This window comes from Neoroseomonas terrae (genome assembly GCF_018129025.1).
Classification (GTDB): Bacteria; Pseudomonadota; Alphaproteobacteria; order Acetobacterales; family Acetobacteraceae; genus Neoroseomonas; species Neoroseomonas terrae.
Window position 1 is genome coordinate 83,962 of record NZ_JAAEDI010000010.1, and the last position, 17,457, is coordinate 101,418.

The 17,457-nt window shown below is 67.4% G+C and carries 18 protein-coding genes; 9 read left to right on the forward strand and 9 right to left on the reverse strand.

What is annotated here, in order from left to right:
- Positions 1-16: 16 nt before the first annotated feature.
- Entirely contained in the window at positions 17-982 is a 966-nt protein-coding gene (locus GXW78_RS10745; protein ID WP_211868626.1) for a Bug family tripartite tricarboxylate transporter substrate binding protein, read from the reverse strand.
- Between the two features lie 53 nt (positions 983-1,035).
- Complete coding sequence (locus GXW78_RS10750) at positions 1,036-1,917, reverse strand: LysR family transcriptional regulator (protein ID WP_211868628.1); 882 nt, start codon at positions 1,915-1,917, stop codon at positions 1,036-1,038.
- Between the two features lie 122 nt (positions 1,918-2,039).
- Here GXW78_RS10750 and GXW78_RS10755 point away from each other — a divergent pair, with 122 nt between their 5' ends.
- Entirely contained in the window at positions 2,040-3,119 is a 1,080-nt protein-coding gene (locus tag GXW78_RS10755; protein ID WP_211868630.1) for an LLM class flavin-dependent oxidoreductase, read from the forward strand.
- 64 nt (positions 3,120-3,183) lie between these two features.
- Here the strand turns inward: GXW78_RS10755 and GXW78_RS10760 are convergent, their stop codons facing one another.
- The 6 genes from GXW78_RS10760 to GXW78_RS10785 are packed head-to-tail and all read right to left on the reverse strand — an operon-like array spanning position 3,184 to position 9,469.
- Positions 3,184-4,158: a LysR family transcriptional regulator gene (locus GXW78_RS10760; RefSeq protein ID WP_211868632.1), complete on the reverse strand. Its 975-nt coding sequence runs from the start codon at positions 4,156-4,158 to the stop codon at positions 3,184-3,186.
- Positions 4,159-4,214: 56 nt separating this feature from the next.
- On the reverse strand, positions 4,215-5,357 hold the full coding sequence (locus GXW78_RS10765; RefSeq protein WP_211868633.1) for a 2-methylaconitate cis-trans isomerase PrpF family protein: 1,143 nt from the start codon (positions 5,355-5,357) through the stop codon (positions 4,215-4,217).
- 6 nt (positions 5,358-5,363) lie between these two features.
- Complete coding sequence (locus tag GXW78_RS10770) at positions 5,364-6,341, reverse strand: Bug family tripartite tricarboxylate transporter substrate binding protein (protein WP_211868635.1); 978 nt, start codon at positions 6,339-6,341, stop codon at positions 5,364-5,366.
- 55 nt (positions 6,342-6,396) lie between these two features.
- Positions 6,397-6,696, reverse strand: a complete 300-nt coding sequence (locus GXW78_RS10775; RefSeq protein WP_211868637.1) for a DUF4387 domain-containing protein — start codon at positions 6,694-6,696, stop codon at positions 6,397-6,399.
- A gap of 20 nt (positions 6,697-6,716) precedes the next feature.
- Complete coding sequence (locus tag GXW78_RS10780) at positions 6,717-8,096, reverse strand: acyclic terpene utilization AtuA family protein (RefSeq protein WP_211868639.1); 1,380 nt, start codon at positions 8,094-8,096, stop codon at positions 6,717-6,719.
- Positions 8,093-9,469: an LLM class flavin-dependent oxidoreductase gene (locus GXW78_RS10785; protein WP_211868641.1), complete on the reverse strand. Its 1,377-nt coding sequence runs from the start codon at positions 9,467-9,469 to the stop codon at positions 8,093-8,095. The genes GXW78_RS10780 and GXW78_RS10785 overlap by 4 nt, the downstream gene beginning before the upstream one ends.
- Positions 9,470-9,680: 211 nt before the next feature.
- On the opposite strand from GXW78_RS10785, the gene GXW78_RS10790 reads away from it, so the two are divergent.
- The 8 genes from GXW78_RS10790 (at position 9,681) to GXW78_RS28620 (ending at position 16,511) form a co-directional block, all read left to right on the forward strand.
- The gene (locus GXW78_RS10790) at positions 9,681-11,087 is read left to right on the forward strand and encodes an MmgE/PrpD family protein (RefSeq protein WP_211868643.1); all 1,407 of its coding nucleotides are present in this window, start codon (positions 9,681-9,683) and stop codon (positions 11,085-11,087) included.
- 11 nt (positions 11,088-11,098) lie between these two features.
- Positions 11,099-11,425, forward strand: coding sequence for a DUF4387 domain-containing protein (locus GXW78_RS10795; protein WP_211868645.1), 327 nt, complete (start codon positions 11,099-11,101; stop codon positions 11,423-11,425).
- A gap of 5 nt (positions 11,426-11,430) precedes the next feature.
- Positions 11,431-12,825 carry an acyclic terpene utilization AtuA family protein gene (locus GXW78_RS10800; RefSeq protein ID WP_211868647.1) on the forward strand — a complete coding sequence of 465 codons (1,395 nt, stop codon included), beginning with the start codon at positions 11,431-11,433 and terminating at the stop codon, positions 12,823-12,825.
- 35 nt (positions 12,826-12,860) lie between these two features.
- The gene (locus GXW78_RS10805; RefSeq protein WP_211868649.1) at positions 12,861-13,841 is read left to right on the forward strand and encodes a Bug family tripartite tricarboxylate transporter substrate binding protein; all 981 of its coding nucleotides are present in this window, start codon (positions 12,861-12,863) and stop codon (positions 13,839-13,841) included.
- A gap of 38 nt (positions 13,842-13,879) precedes the next feature.
- Positions 13,880-14,851, forward strand: a complete 972-nt coding sequence (locus GXW78_RS10810; protein WP_211868651.1) for a Bug family tripartite tricarboxylate transporter substrate binding protein — start codon at positions 13,880-13,882, stop codon at positions 14,849-14,851.
- A 174-nt stretch (positions 14,852-15,025) separates the two neighbouring features.
- The gene (locus GXW78_RS10815) at positions 15,026-15,208 is read left to right on the forward strand and encodes a hypothetical protein (protein ID WP_211868653.1); all 183 of its coding nucleotides are present in this window, start codon (positions 15,026-15,028) and stop codon (positions 15,206-15,208) included.
- A gap of 131 nt (positions 15,209-15,339) precedes the next feature.
- Positions 15,340-15,897, forward strand: coding sequence for a LysR substrate-binding domain-containing protein (locus tag GXW78_RS10820; protein WP_272876828.1), 558 nt, complete (start codon positions 15,340-15,342; stop codon positions 15,895-15,897).
- A gap of 449 nt (positions 15,898-16,346) precedes the next feature.
- The gene (locus GXW78_RS28620; RefSeq protein ID WP_408904177.1) at positions 16,347-16,511 is read left to right on the forward strand and encodes a transposase; all 165 of its coding nucleotides are present in this window, start codon (positions 16,347-16,349) and stop codon (positions 16,509-16,511) included.
- 54 nt (positions 16,512-16,565) lie between these two features.
- On the opposite strand, the gene GXW78_RS10830 is transcribed toward GXW78_RS28620, so the two are convergent.
- Entirely contained in the window at positions 16,566-17,267 is a 702-nt protein-coding gene (locus GXW78_RS10830; RefSeq protein WP_211868656.1) for a glutathione S-transferase, read from the reverse strand.
- Between the last annotated feature and the right edge of the window lie 190 nt (positions 17,268-17,457).

The window sequence follows — 17,457 nt, forward strand, 5'->3', positions numbered from 1 at the left end:
GCCGCGCCACCGAAGCTCATTCCAGTGTGATACCGACGCGGCGGATGATGGCGCCCCACATCTCCTTCTCCTCCTCGATCATCGTGGCGAAGGCGTCAGGGCTGTTGGTCTCGATGACGCCGCCCTCATGCACCAGGTTCTGCCACAGCGCGACGTCCCGCATCGTGTCGATGGCCGCGGCGTTGAGCCGGGCAAGGAGCGGCGCCGGCATGCCGGCCGGACCGAACAGCCCGTACCAATGCTGCCGGCCGAGGTCGCTGAGTCCGGCTTCCGTAAAGGTCGGCACCTGCGGCAGGGCGCCGACGCGACTGTCTCCCGTGACTGCGATGACCTTCACGCGACGTTCCGCGGCAAGGCTGAGCCAGGCGGGGATCCCGTCGATCGCCAGTGGAAGGTCGTTGCGCACAATGCCTTGCTGCATCGGGCCGGTCCCTCGGTAGGGCACGTCCATCAGTGTGATCCCGGCAGCGATCTGAAGGGCCTCGCCCGTCAGATGCGTGGAATTGCCGCGGCCCGTGATGCCGTAATGCATCGGGGCGCGCGCGGCCTTGGCGAGGGCAACGACACCCGCGACGTCATTCGCCGGAAGGTCGACATTGGCGTAGAGCGCAAGCCGGGTGCGAATGAGCAGCGAGATCGGCTGGAACTGCGCCAGCGCATAGGGCAGGCGGCGGAACAGGAACGGGTTGGTCAGGAAGGTCGTGGAGGTGCCCATGAACAGGGTCTGCCCATCCGGCGGCGCGCTCGCGACGAACTCCGCGCCGATGATCGTGGTGGCGCCCCCTCGATTATCGACCACGACCGGCGCATCGATGCGGGTGGAGAAGCCTTGTGCGAACTGCCGGGCAAAGAGGTCGGGCCCGCTGCCGGCTCCGTAGGGAACGACGAAGCGGATCGGTCGGGACTGCGCCAGCGCCGGGGCGCCGGCGAGCAGGGTGGCGGCGGCGCTGATCGCGGCACGGCGATGCATGCGAAACGCCATGACGATTTCCTCCATCTTCGATGTCGCCATCTAGACAGTGACTGACCGGCCGGTCAATTATCGCGCACAGCGTTGGCCAGGAAGTCCAGGAACACCCGTGTCTTGGCCGGCATCATGCTGGCCTGGCGAAAAACCGCATAGATGCCCAGGTCGAACCCGGTATTGCTCACTTGCATGCCAGGCAGCAGCCGGACCAGCTTCTGGGCGGCAAGATCGGCGCGAACGGTGTAGTCGTCGAGCAGAGCGATGCCGTGGCCGGCCAACGCCATGCTCCGCAGCACCTCGCCATTATTCGTGGTGAAATGCGCCGAGATGGTTAGTTCCTCGAGGACGCCCTGACTCAGAAACCGCCAGACCGCGTCGTCAGGGCCCTGCCAATAGGTGAGGCAGCGCTGGGAGCGGAGGTCCCGCGGCAGAGTGACCGCCGGCATCCGGGCCAGATAGTCCGGGCTCGCCACCAGCAGGCGTTCACATCGCAGGAGCCGCCGCTGCATCAGCGCCGCGTCGGGCGACGGGCTGAGGCGAAGATCGATGTCCACCTCCTCCTCCGGCAGGCGCGCCGCATGCTCGGTCAGGCGCAACTCGACGCGCAGTTCCGGGTAGCGCACCTGAAAGGCGGGGATCAGCGGTGCGACCACCCGCATGCCGAACATCAGTCGCGAATGGACCCGCAGCGTGCCGCGCGGCGTCGCCTGCAATGCAGCCGCGGCCGCTTCAGCGTCAGCGATGTCCTGCAGGATCGGCTCCAGCCTAAGGAGGTATTCGCGCCCAGCATCGGTCAGGCTCAGCGAGCGGCTCGTGCGGTTCAACAGTTGCACGTTCAGGCCTGCTTCGAGCGCCGCTATCTGCCGCGACACCGCAGCGGGAGAAAGCCCAGCGCGCCGACCGGCGGCGGAGAAGCTGCCTTCACGCACCGCGCTGGCGAAGAGTTCCATGCTCTGGAGGCGCCGCATTGCTCAACCTTTACGTAGAATGCAAAGATACTGTGATCTGATACATTATTGTTGCGCACAATGACCAGGGTCTAGCGTGGGGCTCTGGGAAGGGAGCAGGGTCCATGGAATTCGGCATATTCATCCTGATGCAGCAGCGCGGCTACCATCAGACCTCTGACCAAGTGTTGCGCGCCGCGGTCGATCAGACCGTCGCCGCCGACCAGGCGGGCTTCGACACGGCCTGGTATGCCGAGCATCACTTCTCCAACTACGGGTTGTGCCCCTCGCCGCTGATGATGGTCTCGCACATGGCGGGGCTGACGAAGCGCATCCGGCTCGGCAGCGCGGTCTGCGTGCTGCCCATGTACCACCCGGCCCGCCTGCTGGCCGAAGCCGGCTTCTGCGACGCCATCTCGAACGGGCGGCTCGAACTCGGCATCGGCTCCGGCTACCAGAACTACGAGTTCGAGCGCTTCGGCGTGAAGATCGAAGATGCGCCGGCAATCTTCCAGGAGTTCCTTGACGTGCTGAAGGCTGGCATGACGCAGAAGGGCTTCAGCTATGAGGGCAAGCACCTGCACTTGCCGCTGACGTCGATCAGCATGCGCGCGGTGCAAAAACCGATGCCGCCGATCTGGATCGCGACGGGCAATCCCGACACGCAGGCGCTGGCCATGCGCGAGGGCCATTCGTTGTTCGTCACCGCGCTGCTGCAAGGCACGGAGAAGCTGCAGCAGATGCGCGCGACGCTGTCAGGGATCGCGGAGAAGGAGGGCCGGAACGTCGACGACACCCGTATCGGCCTGCTGCGCTGCGCCTTCGCGAGCGACAGCGATGCGGAGATTGACAGCTACCTGGAGAATGCACGGTACCAGCGCCGCATCTCGGAAGCACTGAAGCTCCGCCGCGCCCATTCCGACGACGGTTTCCTGGTGCGGGAGGAGGAGAGCCCGAACGACATCCCGCTGCGGCAGATGCGCGCGAACCTGCCGGTAGGTAGCATCGACCGCGTCATCGAGCGGATGGTTGAAGAGATCCGCATCCTGAAGCCGAAGCACGTGGCAATTCAGGTGCAGCCGGGCGATTTCGACACGCGCGCGACGTTGCGGCAGATCGAACTGTGGGGTGAGCGGATTATTCCGGCCATCCGGCATGAACTCGGTACGACAGGATCAGCCGTGTCCATGGTTGCCGCCGAATAGGCTCCTCCGGAGCCGGCGGTATCGCTGGTCGCTCTGCCTGGGTCGTGGCGCGAGCCGCGATTACTCAACCAGTGGCATGCGGCAACTTGGTAGGCAGAATCCATTCGCCGCGGAGGAATTCGCCGAAGTTTCGTGCCGCCATGCTCAAGGTCCGCTCCTTAAGCGTTAGGATACCGTATCGCCGTCGCAGCATGACGCCCTCGATTTCGAGGCAGTGGCGCGGCTCCGAGCGACTTCGTGCGGCCATAACGCGGGGCAGCACCGCCAGCCCCGCGCCGGCATCCACCATCCCAAGAATGGTCTGCAGATTCGCTGCGGCGCCACTCGGCGCGAAGTGCAGCCCCTGGGCAGTGCAGGCCTGCTCGATCTGCGCCAGGATGCCCACATACTGTTCCAAAATCATCACCGGATGGGAGGCGAGTTCCGCCAGAGTTATCGAACCCCGCGTAGCGAGCGCATGCCCCGCCGGCGCCAATGCCACCACCTCGTCATCCATCAATACTTCGAAGCGGAAGCGGGGCAGTGGTTCGTCGAGTGCGAGAACGGCGAGGTCGCACTCCCCCCTATCAACGCTCTCCAGCGCGTCGAAGTGTCGCAGGTCGCGCAGGACGACAGCCATATCCGGATGCTGGGCATGAAACCTCTGCAGCACGCTGGGCAACAGCAGCGCGGCTACCATAGGCGTCGCCGCGACCGTGACGCGGCTCCGCGCCTTGCCGCTTTCCACCAGCATCTGGGCAACAAGGCGCTGTAACCCGCGCAAGGCTTGGCCCGCCTCCAAGGCCAGACGAGCACCCGCCGACGTCGGTTCAATTCTGCGGGTCGTGCGGTTCAGCAGCCGTATGTCCAGAACCTGCTCAAGCTTTTGTACCCGCGCCGTGACCGCAGGCTGCGACAGATTCAGGCGGCGAGCGGCCTGGCTGAAGCTGCCCTCGTTCACGACAGCGAGGAAGGTCTCCAGCTCCGGCAACCCGATGCCAATCGACGTCAACAACCGCTCACTGGGTGGCGGGGGCGCAGGCAAGGCGTCTTCCTCCATGGACTTATCAGCTTTAGTGATAAGCTTAGGCGTCGGGCGCCGCGGAGGAAAGCCTGTCACGTCATGACGAATGCCGTGCCCTGCATCAGCCGCCGTGCCGTCCGGCCGAAGCCAAGCCTCTCGAAGCGTGGCTCCCCCGGGGCATCGGCAGCGCGCACGACAACCTCCATGACGCCGAGCGGATGGCCGATCCGCAGACTGTCGGCGTTGCGCATGCGCATGGCGTCGCGCACCACGGTGCCGGGAATGCGCGACATCGCTGCCAGGCACATCGATCCCGTCCCGGGCATGCTTTCGTGGCAGCGATTGTAGAAAATCATCCGCGCGCGCAGGTCCAGCGCTTCCGCATCGACCGCCCGCTCCTGCGCATCGGCATAGCTGGCGGGCGGCGCCACCAGCATGACCATCGGCAAGGCGGGGGTCACGGCCTCGGCGGAACGCCAATCGGGCGCGAGGCCCATCATTGCCGCCGCCCGGCCGCGCAACTCCAGCAGCGTCGCGATCAGTGCGGAATCCGCATTGATGGCGTCGGGCAACTCGCTGCCGGTCAGACCAAGCTCCTCGGCCGCAACAAAGACGGCGGGGTTGGCGACATCGCCCAAGGTGACGCGGAAGCTGCGGCCATCCTCCATCGTCAGCGTATCGGTGGCGGCGCCGGTCGGCAGCGTGCGCCCTGTCTTGGCGCCGGCCGTCCCGCTGTAGTCCAGAAAGATCTCGGCGCCACTGCCGGGCACACCAGGAATGGTGAAATCACCCTTCACCTTCGCACGCCGGCCCTGCACCGGCACATGCGCCACCAGCAGCTTGCCGGTGTTGGTGTTGTGGATGCGAACCGTCGTGACCGGATCGCGCGCCGCCACCATGCCCTCATCGATGGCGAACGGACCGACACCCGCCGAGATGTTCCCGCAATTGCTGGTGTAGACGACGATGCCGCGGCCCGGCGGGACAATGCCGTAGGTGTAGTCGACATCCGCATCGGGCCGTGACGACGGCCCGATGATCGCGAGCTTGGCCGTCACAAGGCGGGACCCGCCCAGCCCGTCGATCTGAAGCAGATCCTCGCTACCGATCAGCGCCTTCAGCACCGCGTCACGCTCGGCACCAGCGGGCGGCAGATCGTCGCTCCGGAAGTATAACCCCTTGCTCGTGCCGCCGCGCATCAGCGTGACGCGGACCGGGCGCTGCTCCTCATCCATGGCGGGTCAGTCCACCTGCGCGCCGGATGCGCGCACCGCGCCAGCCCAGCGATGGATTTCCGATTCCAGGAAGGTCCGGAACTCGGCGGGCGTGCCGCCGACAAGCGTGGAGGCGAGGCTGGTGTAGTGTGCGATGACGTCGGGCTGCGCCATGGCGCGGTTCACCTCGGCATTCAAGCGCTGCACGATCTCCGGCGGCATGTTGGCGGGTCCCACCAGCCCCGCCCAGGTCAGCGCGAGAAACTCCGGAAAGCCTGATTCGGCAACGGTCGGGATATCCGGAGCGCGATCACTGCGCTGCTGGCTGCTGCTCGCGATCGCGCGCACACGGCCCGCGACGATATGAGGCAGCATGGAGCTCGAACTGTCGAAGGCGAATTGGACCCGGCCGGCGATGAGGTCGGTCACCATAGGCGGCGAGCCCCGATAGGGCACGTGCAGCATGTCGATGTTCGCTGCCTGCTTCAGCATCTCCATCCCGATATGGGCCGTGGTGCCGCTGCCGCCCGACCCGTAGGAGACCTGCCCAGGCCGCGCGCGTACATACGCGATCATCTCGGTCAGCGTGCGCACAGGGATCTCATTCGTGGCGACGAGGAACATCGGGCTGGTGTTGACCAGTGCGATGGCGGTGTGGTCGCGCAGCGGATCGTAGGAGAGATTGCGGAACAGCGTGGGGTTGATCGCAAGCGTGCCGCTCGACGCCATCTGCAGCGTGTAGCCATCGGGCGCCGCCGCCTTGACGATGTCATGCGCCATGATGCCCGTCGCGCCCGGCCGATTGTCCACGACCACCGGCACGCCGAGCCCGGCGGTCATCTTCGCCGCGATGACGCGCGCCCCGATGTCGGTCGCCTGGCCGGCGGGGAAGCCCACCACCATGCGGATGGGCCGCGAGGGAAACACCTCCTGCGCGCGGAGGATGCGAGGCACCGCCAGGGCCGCACCGGCCAGCAGCCCCGGCAGCAGACGCCGTGTGATCATTGTCTTTACGTTCCTCCCGACGATGGCAAGCGACCCGGCAGCAACGCCGGGATAATCATGGAATCATCAGTTCCAGCAGCGGCGCGTGCTGCTGCGCGCCGAAGGTGTCGCGCTCCCCCACGCTGCCCTGCGCCCAGCCGCGCTTCAGGGTAAGCTTGAAGGCACGCGCCGGGTCGAAGAACATGCAGACGATCACATCGTCCACCGGCACGCCGAACAGCTCGGCCATGCGCGCTGTGTGCAGCGCCTGGCTGCCCTTGACGCGCTCATAGACCGCATCGTCGTCGAAGATCACGTCGAAGGTGATCTCGAAGGGGCCGGAATTCTTCGACCGCAGCACGCGGGCAAGGTCCATCAACCGGTCGCCAGGCATGCTCAGACCTCGATCGTCTCGATGGGGAACAGGGCGGTCGGATCCTCGACCTCCAGCAGGTGGTAGATGCTGAAGCGGCAGACCGGCCCGATCGGGTTCTCCGGCGGGTTGAGCGGGATGGCGAAGTTCCCCGCGGTACAGATCTGCCCCGGATAGGGCATGTGCAGCACCACCACGCGCGCGGCGCCGGCGATTGCATTCGCCATCTCCTGCGTCGGCGCGGTGATCTCGCCGAGCAGGCCGATCTCGTGCGGCACGCGGTCCCGCAGCGGCTCGAGTGCGCCCATCACCGCGTCACGGCCGTAGCAATGATAGTGCAGCGTCGCCTCGCCGCGGGCGAGTTCAGGATGTAGCACCTCGGTGCGCCGACGCGCCTCCGCCAGGAAGCCGTCGAGCTGGCCGAGCAGGATCGGGTCGCGGATGCCCCCGATGAAGATGGTGCGGTAGCCGACGATCGCGGCCCCTTCCAGTTTCACCGTATAGCCCTGCGAGGGAATGAAGGCGCTGCCGCTGACGCGCACGCGGCGATCGTCGAGCGCCTCGTACCGCGCGCCGCGCAGGTCGATGGTGCCGCCCGGGCCGCTCAATAGGTCCGGCCGTGTCTTCTCGTACAGCGTATGCGCGGCGACCGAAGTCGGCGTGCAGCGCTCGGCCGGATTCATCGGCTCCACATCGAAGCTGCCGGGGCGGATGGTGGCGAGGATGTTCCGCCCCTTCGGCTCCGCGCAGGCGGCGCCGCATTCGATGATCTTGCCCATGTGCCAGTACAGGCCGGGATCGATGCCGCGGCCCATGCAGAACCCCGCATGGGGCGCGGGATCGTAGGCCCGCCCCGTGACGATGATGTCCGCATCCGGATGTTCGTTCAGCGCGCGGGCGAAGGGTTCCGCCCCCATCTGCGCGACGATGTCGACCGTCTCGTCGATGTCGGTCTCGGTCAGCTCCGGGGCCGAACCGCAGGAGGAGACGCGACCGCGCCTCAGCCCCTCGCGAACGACGTCCTTCGCCACGCTCGACCGGATCGCGGCGATGCGGGCGCGGCGGCCGCGCGCGCGCGCGATCTCGCGGATCATGCCGATCATGTCGTCGAGCTGCGCATCCGTGCCGGCGCCGCCGGCCGAGGAGATCACCAGCCGCGTGCCCTTCTCCGCGCAGCCATCCATCAGCAGCGCGAGCTCCCGCATGTAGGCGCTGCGGGAGACCAGCGTATGGCCGAGGCCAAGCTGATAGGGCCCGGGATCGGTCGAGCCGCTGTCGACGATCACAATATGCGGGTCCCGCCCCATGCCGCGCTTGAAGTGCTCGACGGGAATGCCGTAGCCGAACATGCCGCAGGGCGTGAGGATGCGCAGTTCCTCGCCGGCGAGATCGAGCGGGCTCACTCCGCGGCCTCCAGCGCCGTGCGCGGCGAACGGCGCAACGGCGGGGCGGGCACGCCGATGGTGTCGCGCAGCGTCCTGCCCGGATACTCGGTGCGGAACAGGCCGCGCCGCTGCAGTTCCGGCACCACCAGCCGTGCGAAATCCTCATAGGAGCCAGGAATCTCGGTGGCGGCGACGACGAAGCCATCGCAGGCGTCGGAGAACCATTCCTCCATCTGGTCCGCGACCTGGGTCGGCGTGCCGGAGATGGTCAGGCTCTCATTGATCGTACCGCGGCCGGAGGCTTCGACGAAGTCGCGCACGGACGGGTTCTTCTTCCCCGTCTTCTGGATCACCTTGTCGCGCAGGCTGTGCCAGGAGACGCCGGCCAGTTCCTCGTCGGTGAAAGGCTCCTCATAGGGGCGCGTCGCGAAGTCGACGTTCAGCACCTCGCAGAGAAGGGCGAGGCTGTCGATCGGCTTGGCGAGCGCGGCGATCATCTCGCGCTTCTCCTCGGCCATGGAGGCCGTCTCGCCGATGATGACTTTCACGGCGGGTGCGACCTTCATCAGGTTCGGGTCGCGCCCCGCGGCGGCGGCCGCGCCCTTCAGCGCGGCATACTGCTTCCGGCCCGCCTCGCGCGTCTGATAGGAGGCGAAGACCACCTCCGCCCAGCGACCGGCGAAGGCGATGCCGCGCCCGCTCTGCCCGGCCTGCAGCAGCACCGGCTGGCCCTGCGCCGACCGCGGCACCGGCAGCGGTCCCTTTGAGCGGAAGTATCGCCCCGCGTGATCGAGCCGATGCACCTTGTCCGGGTCGGCGAAGCGGCCGGACGCCTTGTCCACGATCAGCGCATCGTCCTCCCAGGAGGACCAGAGGCCGGTGACCACGTCGAGGAACTCGTCGGCGCGATCGTAGCGCGCATCGTGCTCCATGTGCTCGTCATGGCCCATATTCGCCGCCTCGCTGTCGTTGAACGAGGTAACGACGTTCCAGGCGACGCGCCCGCCGGTCATCAGGTCCATGGTGGCGAACAGCCGCGCGACGTGGAACGGCTCGTAATAGGTCGTCGAGTAGGTCGAACCGAGGCCGAGATGCGTCGTCACCGCCGCCATCGTCATCAGCACGGTGCAGGGATCGATCTTGACGGTGCGGATGCCGTTCTCGACGGTCGCGCGATGGTCGTTGCCGTAGATGTCGGGCATGGCCAGCCGGTCGTCGAAGAAGGCCATGTCGAACTTCGCGTCCTCCAGCGTCCGCGCAATGCGCTGGTAGTAGGCGGGCGTCAGGAAGTCGGACATCGAGGCCGGATGACGCCAGGATCCGACATAGTTCGTGCAGTTCTGGGCCTGCATGAAGGCAATCAGGCTCATCTGCCGGTTGGCGGCGTTCATGCGCGTTCCCTCGTTCTGCTCGCCCGACGTTAGGCGCGGCGGCGACGGCGCGGCAATTCGCGGTCCGCGATGGATCCATCAGGCTTGCTGATAAGTCGTCGACCTATCGGCCGGACTGATAGGCGTATCGGCAGAGGCGATTTGTGCCGACCCTGCGCGGGGCCATAGCCTGCACGCAACAAGCCCAGGCAGGGCTGCAAGGAGAACGCCCATGTCCCCGACCCTGACGGCGCCGGTCCTTCGTGACGCCGTGGCGGCGCCGACCGAGGCGCGGCACCTCGCGCGCTTCGCCCTCGCCTTGTCGCTCGACGACGTGCCGCCCGCGCTGATCCGCCTCGCGAAGGAGCACCTGCTCGACGTCATCGGCATCGCCCTCGCCTCCTCGCGCTTCGACTTCGGCGCGGCGATCCTGAAGGGCGCCAGCGAGCTGGGCACCGGCGGACAGGCCAGCGCCATCGGCAGTGGGGCCGCGCTGCCGCCGGCCTCGGCGGCCCTGGTGAACGGCGTGCTCGCCCACGGCCTCGACTTCGACGACACGCATGTCGGCGCGATCTACCACGCCAGCGCGCCGGCGATGGCGGCGGTGCTGGCGTCGGGCCAGGCGAGCCGCGCCAGTGGCGAGGAGGTGCTGACCGCCTTCATCGCCGCGCTGGAGATCGGCTGCCGCCTCGCGACGGTCGGGGCGGGCAAGCTCCATGACCGCAGCTTCCACCCCACCTCGCTGTTCGGCACCTTCGCGGCCGCCGCGGCGGCGGGCCGGCTGACGCGCACGGCGGAGGAGCAGCTCGTCTGGGCGCTCGGCATCTGCGGCAGCCAGGCGGCCGGCATCCTGGAACGCGGCAATTCCTGGCTGAAGCGGCTGCACCCCGGCTGGGCTGCGCATGCCGGGCTCTCGGCCGTCTCCCTCGCGCGCGGCGGCTTCATTGGGCCGGACACGGTGTTCGAGGGGCGGCGCGGCTTCTACTTCGCGCATACCGGCGAGATTCCGCACGGCGAGGCACTGCCCTCCCACCGGCTCGGCCGCGAATGGCAGGCGATGGGCATCGCACTCAAGCCCTATCCGTGCTGCCACTTCATTCACGCCTTCGTCGATGCCGCGCTGGAACTGCGTGGGAAGTTCGCCCTGCCCGACATCGCGGCGATCGAATGCCCGCTCACGCCCAGCCTGCACAAGATGGTCGCGGAGCCGCGCGAGCGCGTGATCCGGCCCGAGACGATCTACTCGGCGCAGTTCAGCGTTCCCTATGTCGTCGCGCTCGCACTCGTCACGGGCCGCGTCGACCTCGCGTCCTTCCACGACGACCCGCTCGACGATCCGGCGGTCCTGCGCATCGCCGCGCTGGCGGAATGCACGCCCGATCCGCTGAGTGACTATCCGAAGCACTTCCCCGGCGAGGTGATCGTCACGCTGAAGGACGGGCGCGTCCTGCGCAGCCGCAAGCCGGCCAGCCTCGGTACGCCCGACGTGCCCCTCACCGCCGCCGCGGTGGAGGCCAAGTTCCGCGCCAATGCGACGCGCGCCGTCAGCGCCGAGACCGCCACGGCGATCATCGAGGCCGTCAACGGCCTTGAGCGGGAGGCGTCGCTCGACCGCTTGATGCAGCTCTGCACGGCGTAGGGGAAGCGCGCATGACCGGGGATGGATCGGCGCCCCGCCGGCTCGTCGACATCGCCAGCGTCGTCCGGAGCAAGAATGCCGGACCGCTGCACGTGACGCTCGACCTTATGTTTCCGGATGCGGAATCCTTTGGCCTGGCGGCGCAGTCGCCCGCGCTGTCGGCCACCGCGCTGGCAGAGCTCTACGGTGTCGATCCGGACACCGTCGAGGTCATCCCCTTCGCCGCGGCGCATGCCATCAAGGTCGTGCTGGACCGACCTGTGATCGCGGGCTCGCCGGGCGACGTGGACGTCTATGGCGCGCAGCAGCACCGGCCGCTGCTGGGGGTGGTGCTGTGAACGTCGTGGCTCCCCTGCGCGACCGCGCGATCCGCCCGGGACGCGACGCGCTTCGCGTGCTCGCAGCCTCGGGCCAGCTCGGCAACGGCATCGCCGTTACCGCCTTCCGCGCCGGGCTGGCTCGCCAGCCGCACGTCATCGGCTGCGACATGGGCTCGGTCGATCCCGGCCCGGCCTATCTCGGCAGCGGCCGGATGGCGACGTCGGAGGCGGTGACGCGTCGCGATCTGCGGCTCGTCATCCACGGCGCGCGGGACGTCGGCGTGCCACTCATCATCGGCAGCGCGGGCACCGCCGGCGCCGCCCCGCATGTAGCCCTGGTGCTCGACATGATCGGCGCCATCGCGCGGGAGGATTCGCTGCCGCTGCGCGTGGCCGTCATCCACGCCGACACCGACCGCGCCTGGCTGAAGCAGCAGGTCGCCGCCGGGCGGGTTCAGTCGCTCGGCCGCGCGATGCCGGCGCTGACGGCGGCCGAGGTCGACGCCTCGGCCCATATCGTCGGCCAGATGGGCACGGAGGCGTTCCTGCGGGCCCTCGCCTTGGAACCCGACATCGTCCTCGCCGGCCGCGCCTGTGACACCGCGATCTTCGCCGCGGTACCGGTCATGCTCGGTTATCCCGAGGGGCTGGCGACGCACATGGCGAAGATCATCGAATGCTCGTCGCTGTGCTGCACGCCCGGCGGCCCGGACGCCATGCTGGGCACGCTGCACGCCGACGCCTTCGAGATCGAGAGCATGAACCCCATCCGGGCCGCGACGCCGGTCACAGTGGCGGCTCATGGGCTCTACGAGCAATCCAATCCGCACGAGGTCCGGGAGCCGCACGGGACGTTGCACCTCACCGATGCACGGTTCGAGGCACTGGACCATCGGCGCGTCCGGGTCTCGGGCGCGCGCTGGGCGGATGCCGCCCAGCCTTCGATCAAGCTGGAGGGGTCGTCCTGGTGCGGCGAACGGGCCGTGACGATCGCCGCGACCTGCGATCCCGGCGTCATCGCCCATCGCGACGCGATCGCCGAGGGCGTGCGCGGCGCGGTGGCGGACATACTGCCCGACGCTTCGTACGACCTCAGGGTCCGCGTCTACGGCGCCGGTGCCACGAACCTCTACCCCGGTGCCCGCACCGGCATCACCGACGCCGGCGAGGCTTTCCTGCTGATCGAGTGCATCGCGCCGACCGCGGATCTCGCCAAAGCCGTGGTCGGGCTGGCGAAGCAGAAGATGCTGCATTTCGGCTTCCCCGGCCGCCTCTCGACCGGCGGCAATCTGGCGTTCCCCTTCACGCCGCCGGAATTGTCGGCGGGCGCGGCCTACCGTTTCTCCGTCTACCACGTCGCCGAATGCGACGATCTCGCCGCCGCCTTCCCGGTGGAGCTGGTCAGGCTCGGCCCGTGATGCCGACGAACGCGACGCGCGAAGGAAGTCCGACGATGCGGATCGATCGACGGGGCGCGGTGGCGACGCTGGCGGGCCTGGTCGCGCCGTGGCCGCTGAGGGCGCAGAACCAGGCCGAGTTCCCTGACCGGCCGATCCGCATCATCGTGCCGGCATCGGCGGGCAGCGGCAGTGACACGCTCGCCCGCATCATCGCCACGGGAATGCGGCAGACCTTGCCGCAACCAACCCTGGTCGAGAACCGCGCGGGCGGCGGTGGCATTCCCGGCACGGAGGCTGGCGCGCGCGCTGCGCCGGACGGCTATACGATCACCTTAGGCTCGTCGAGTTCGCTCGGCGCCAACGCCGCGCTCAGCCCCTACGCGAAGTATGTGGTCGAGCGCGACTTCGCGCCGCTCGCGGGGGTCGCGCGCAGCTACTACGTCATCTGCACCGGCACGCTGCCCAATTCGCCCCGCACCTTGGCAGAGCTAGTGGCGCGCATGCGCGACGGCGACGAGTCCTTCGCCGCCGGTAGCCTCGGGACGATCGGGCATCTCACGCAGGAGCTTTTCCTGAGGCGCGCGGGTGTGCGTGCGACGCAGATTACCTACCGCAGCGGTAGCACGGCGTTGAGCGACCTCGCCGCGGGTCGCGTGATCATGGGCTGCGACACGCTCGCACCGGTTATGCCCTTTATCCAGGGCGGGCGCGTCCGGGCGCTCGCGGTCACCGCGCCGCAGCGCCTCGCCGGCCTGCCCGACGTGCCGACGACCGCGGAAGCCGGCATCCCGAACCTGGTCGTCGACACGTTCTTCGGCCTCGTTGCGCCCGCGGCGACCCCTGCTCCGATCCGCGCGAAGCTGACTGAAGCGATCCTCGCCGCGGTGAATGATCCCGAGGCGCGCCGGACCTTCGATACGCTGATGCTGGACCCGATGCCGATCGGCCCGGCCGCGTTCGGACCAATGATCCGGGATACCACCGCTTTCTGGACCGGCTTCCTGAATGAGGCCGGTATCCGCATCGAGTTCTGATGCGCGCAACTAACCAATTACCGCATGAGGAGAAGACTATGACTACTGGACGGCGTGCGTTGTTGTCGGCGGGTGCCGCCGCCCTCGCCTTGCCAGTGCCAGCCGTGGCGCAACAGGAATGGCCGCAGCGCCCGATCCGAATTGTAGTGCCCTATGCGCCCGGCGGCGGTACGGACCTTGTCAGTCGCCTGCTGGCGGAGGCCATGCGTCATGACCTGGGTCAGCCTGTGATCATTGAGAACCGACCGGGCGGCAATGGCGTGGTGGGCACCGATCAGGTCGCTCGGTCGCCCGCGGATGGCTATACACAGGTTGCCGTCACCAACGGGCATCTGTTGAGCCCCTACGTCACGCCAAGCCTCCCGTTCGATCCGGTCCGCGACTTCACGCCGGTCGCGTTGCTCGCTGCCTACCCGATCGTACTGGTCTCTCGGCTCGGCCTGCCGTTCCGCGACCTGCGGGGCCTGATCGCCTTTGCACGGGCGAACCCCGACGGTGTGAGCCACGGGACCTCGACGCCGCTCAGCTCATCCATCGGCAATCTCTTCGCGCGGCAGATCGGCGCCAAGATGACCGAGGTGCCTTACCGCGGCGGTGGTCCAATGATGACCGACCTCATCGCCGGCCATCTGGATGTCGGCTGGGCGAGCCCGGAATCGGCGCTGTCGCAGATGGGCAGCGGGCGGCTGCGCATCATCGGCGTGACGTCGCGCGAACGCCTTCCGCTCCTGTCGGATGTTCCGTCGATCAGCGAGGCGGATCTGCCCGACTTCGAATTCACCGGTTGGGTCGGGCTCTATGCGCCTGCCGGGCTACCGGCCGCGATCGCGCGGCGAATGAACGCCGCGCTGCGGGCGGCGGTGACACAGCAGGAGGTGCGCCGTCGCATCATCCAGATGGGCAACTACGATTTCGTGGAAGATGCGGAGGCATTTGCAGCCCGGACGCACAGGGACGCCGAGCGTTGGAACAAGGCGGCGCGCGAGGGACTGCTGGCATCGGGAGGCTGAGATCGGCGGACGACGCGCGCGCCGGCATGTGCGCGTCAGTCGCACATGTGGGCTACGGGAGCTGCCGTTCACACGTTGGCGGGCGCGAAGCGGAACTGGATACCGTTGCCGGTGAGCGTGGCGTGGGCGCGTCAGGGCACGGCGGCAGCAAGGGTCTTCAGGAAGGCGGGTGCCGTGACGCGCGTTGCGCTGCTGACCATCTGGACGAATGGTCAACTTCGAAGCGCGGTCGACGACAAGAAAGAAGTAGAGCCTGCCCTCGGTGATCTGCACCTCCGCGATAGTGATGTGAAGGAAGCCGACACGATAAGGCTTGAACGCCCTCTTGATGGCCCTATCGCCTTCGATCTCAGGTAGGTGGGAGATGCCATGGCGGTCAGGCAGCGGTGCAGCTAGGATCGGGTTAGTTGCGCGATCGTCGGCTGCAAGGCCTCGAGGCAATCCCTCGACGGAAGCGGCGTGGCGGCGGAAAGCTACGATGACGGCCCTTGCTCGGCGGGCAGAATGCTCGAGACGTCACCGTCAACATGCGCATCACGACGATGCTGGAAGCTGCGTCCCTGGTTGCGGATCATCGTGTCGATATCGGGATGGTCATCGGCCACATCGGTGATCCACGCGCGTCGGTGCGGACCCTGTCCATCCTTCCGCTAGGCTGCGTCCTTCCCCGTCGACATCCGCTTTGCGTCCGCGACACGCTGACGCCGGCCGACCTTGCGGACGAAGCCATCATTGCCGCGGCGCGGCACTTGCCGGCCGGTCAACTGATCGCCCCGGCATTCGAGGATGCCAATGTTGAGCTGCGCGTCGCCGTGGAGGTGAACCAGGCTTCCGTCGCGTGCGCGCTGGCGCATGGCGGGGCGGGGGTCACGGTGCTGGATGGCTTCGCCGTACTCGCGGCGCGCGAACAGGGCATGGAAACGCGGCCGTTCCTGCCATCCGTGCCACTCCCGGCGCGGATCCTGACCTCGCGCCAGCGGCCGCTGCCCAACCTCGCGGCTCTCTTCGTAGAGACATTAGACCTGGTGAAGCCGAAAGAGGATTGAAATGCGAGCCGCCCGCGGAGCGACCGGCATCGACGACGCCCACCGCGCAGGGACGGTTCCCCGGCCGCGGTTCGAAGCGCCGAGCTGCGGCGCAGTCGATGCGAACACCTGGAATCAAGTTGATCTTGCGGATCTGTTTGAGATTGTGAGGTGCGTGCGTTGCGCTCGGCTGAAGCAGAAATCGGACCGCGAGTGGTGGGCTGCTGGATGTCTTCTACCTGCGGCCGCACGCGGGGACGAGCTGTCGTGCTCCTGCTCACCGAAGGCCAGGCCAGTGACGATCGCGGCGCGATCCTCCTGCTTCCGCGGTTCTCAATCAGTCAGAGCGCGGCAACTGATCGCTGACCGAGGCTACGACAGCGCTTGCTTTCGCGAAGCCTTAGCCGCGCGGCATCACACCCTGCATTCCATCAACGCGAAGCCGAAAGCAGCCGATCCCGCTCGACGCCCTGCTCTGCTGCCAGCGCCACCGCATCGAGATCATGTTCGGCAGGATCAAGGACTGGCGCCGCATCGCCATGCGCTACGACCGCTGCGCACGCACCTTCATCAGCGCCATCGTCCTCGCCGCAACCGCCATCTTTTGGCTCAATCAGCGCGTCCGCCTTCCCTAATCATTACGCGGACCAGACTACCGCCCTGCCGCTCTCAACGTGTCTGCCGGCGGCTTACGCGTCGAGAACATTGTGCAATGACGCTTCGATCCGTCCGCCGCAGTATGCGTCGCCATAGTCCTTTCGCGCTTGGGCGGCCAAGCTAACGAATGGCGGCAGATCACACACTCTTCGCGTAAGGGCTGCCGTCATTGGCGCGGTGTCCTGGAGGATCGACCCTATTGTCTCGAAGCGATCGGCCATGGTCGACCACAGGGTGGCCGTAACGATGTCGGCGATGGCCGGCGTTTCGCCGCCCAGGAGAAAACCCGAGCCCTTCTTCAGGCCATGGCGGCGCCCGGTCTCCTCCCACAGCGACATCCACTTTTTCAGGCGCGGCACAAAGTCGTGCCAGCGCCGCTCCGTCCACATCTGACGGCCGCCATCCAGAGTGATCTCATCGATCACGTCGTTGGCGTCGTTGACGATCTTCATGGTCAGGGCGCGCACAGGGGGAGTCGCCGGCAAGAGGTCGAGCGTCTCACCCAGATACAGAACGATGGCCGGCATCTGGGCGATGGCGAAGCCCGCTTTCCTGTCGACCAGAATGGGCGGGCCCATGAACGGGACGGGCATCTCCTTCACGGAGCCGCTCATCATCTTGGAGATCGCGGCATCCCCACCTTCCGTCCAGCTCTTGCCCGCATAGGCGAGGACAGCGCGCACGAACTGGCCCCGGAACGGCACCGACCAATAGAAGAGATCATAGTCAGACATCTCAGAGCCTCCAGATCAGGTGTACCGCGATCCTCAACACGCTCGCGGAGCCAGCGCTCGTAACGGGATCCGGCTTTGGCGTGGACATCCAATGCTGACGCACCAGTTAACAGGGCTGCCCCGATCTCCGTGCGTTCAGAAGCGTCGCGGCTTTTCGGTCTGGCCAGATCGATCGGCGCCAGGCCGTCAT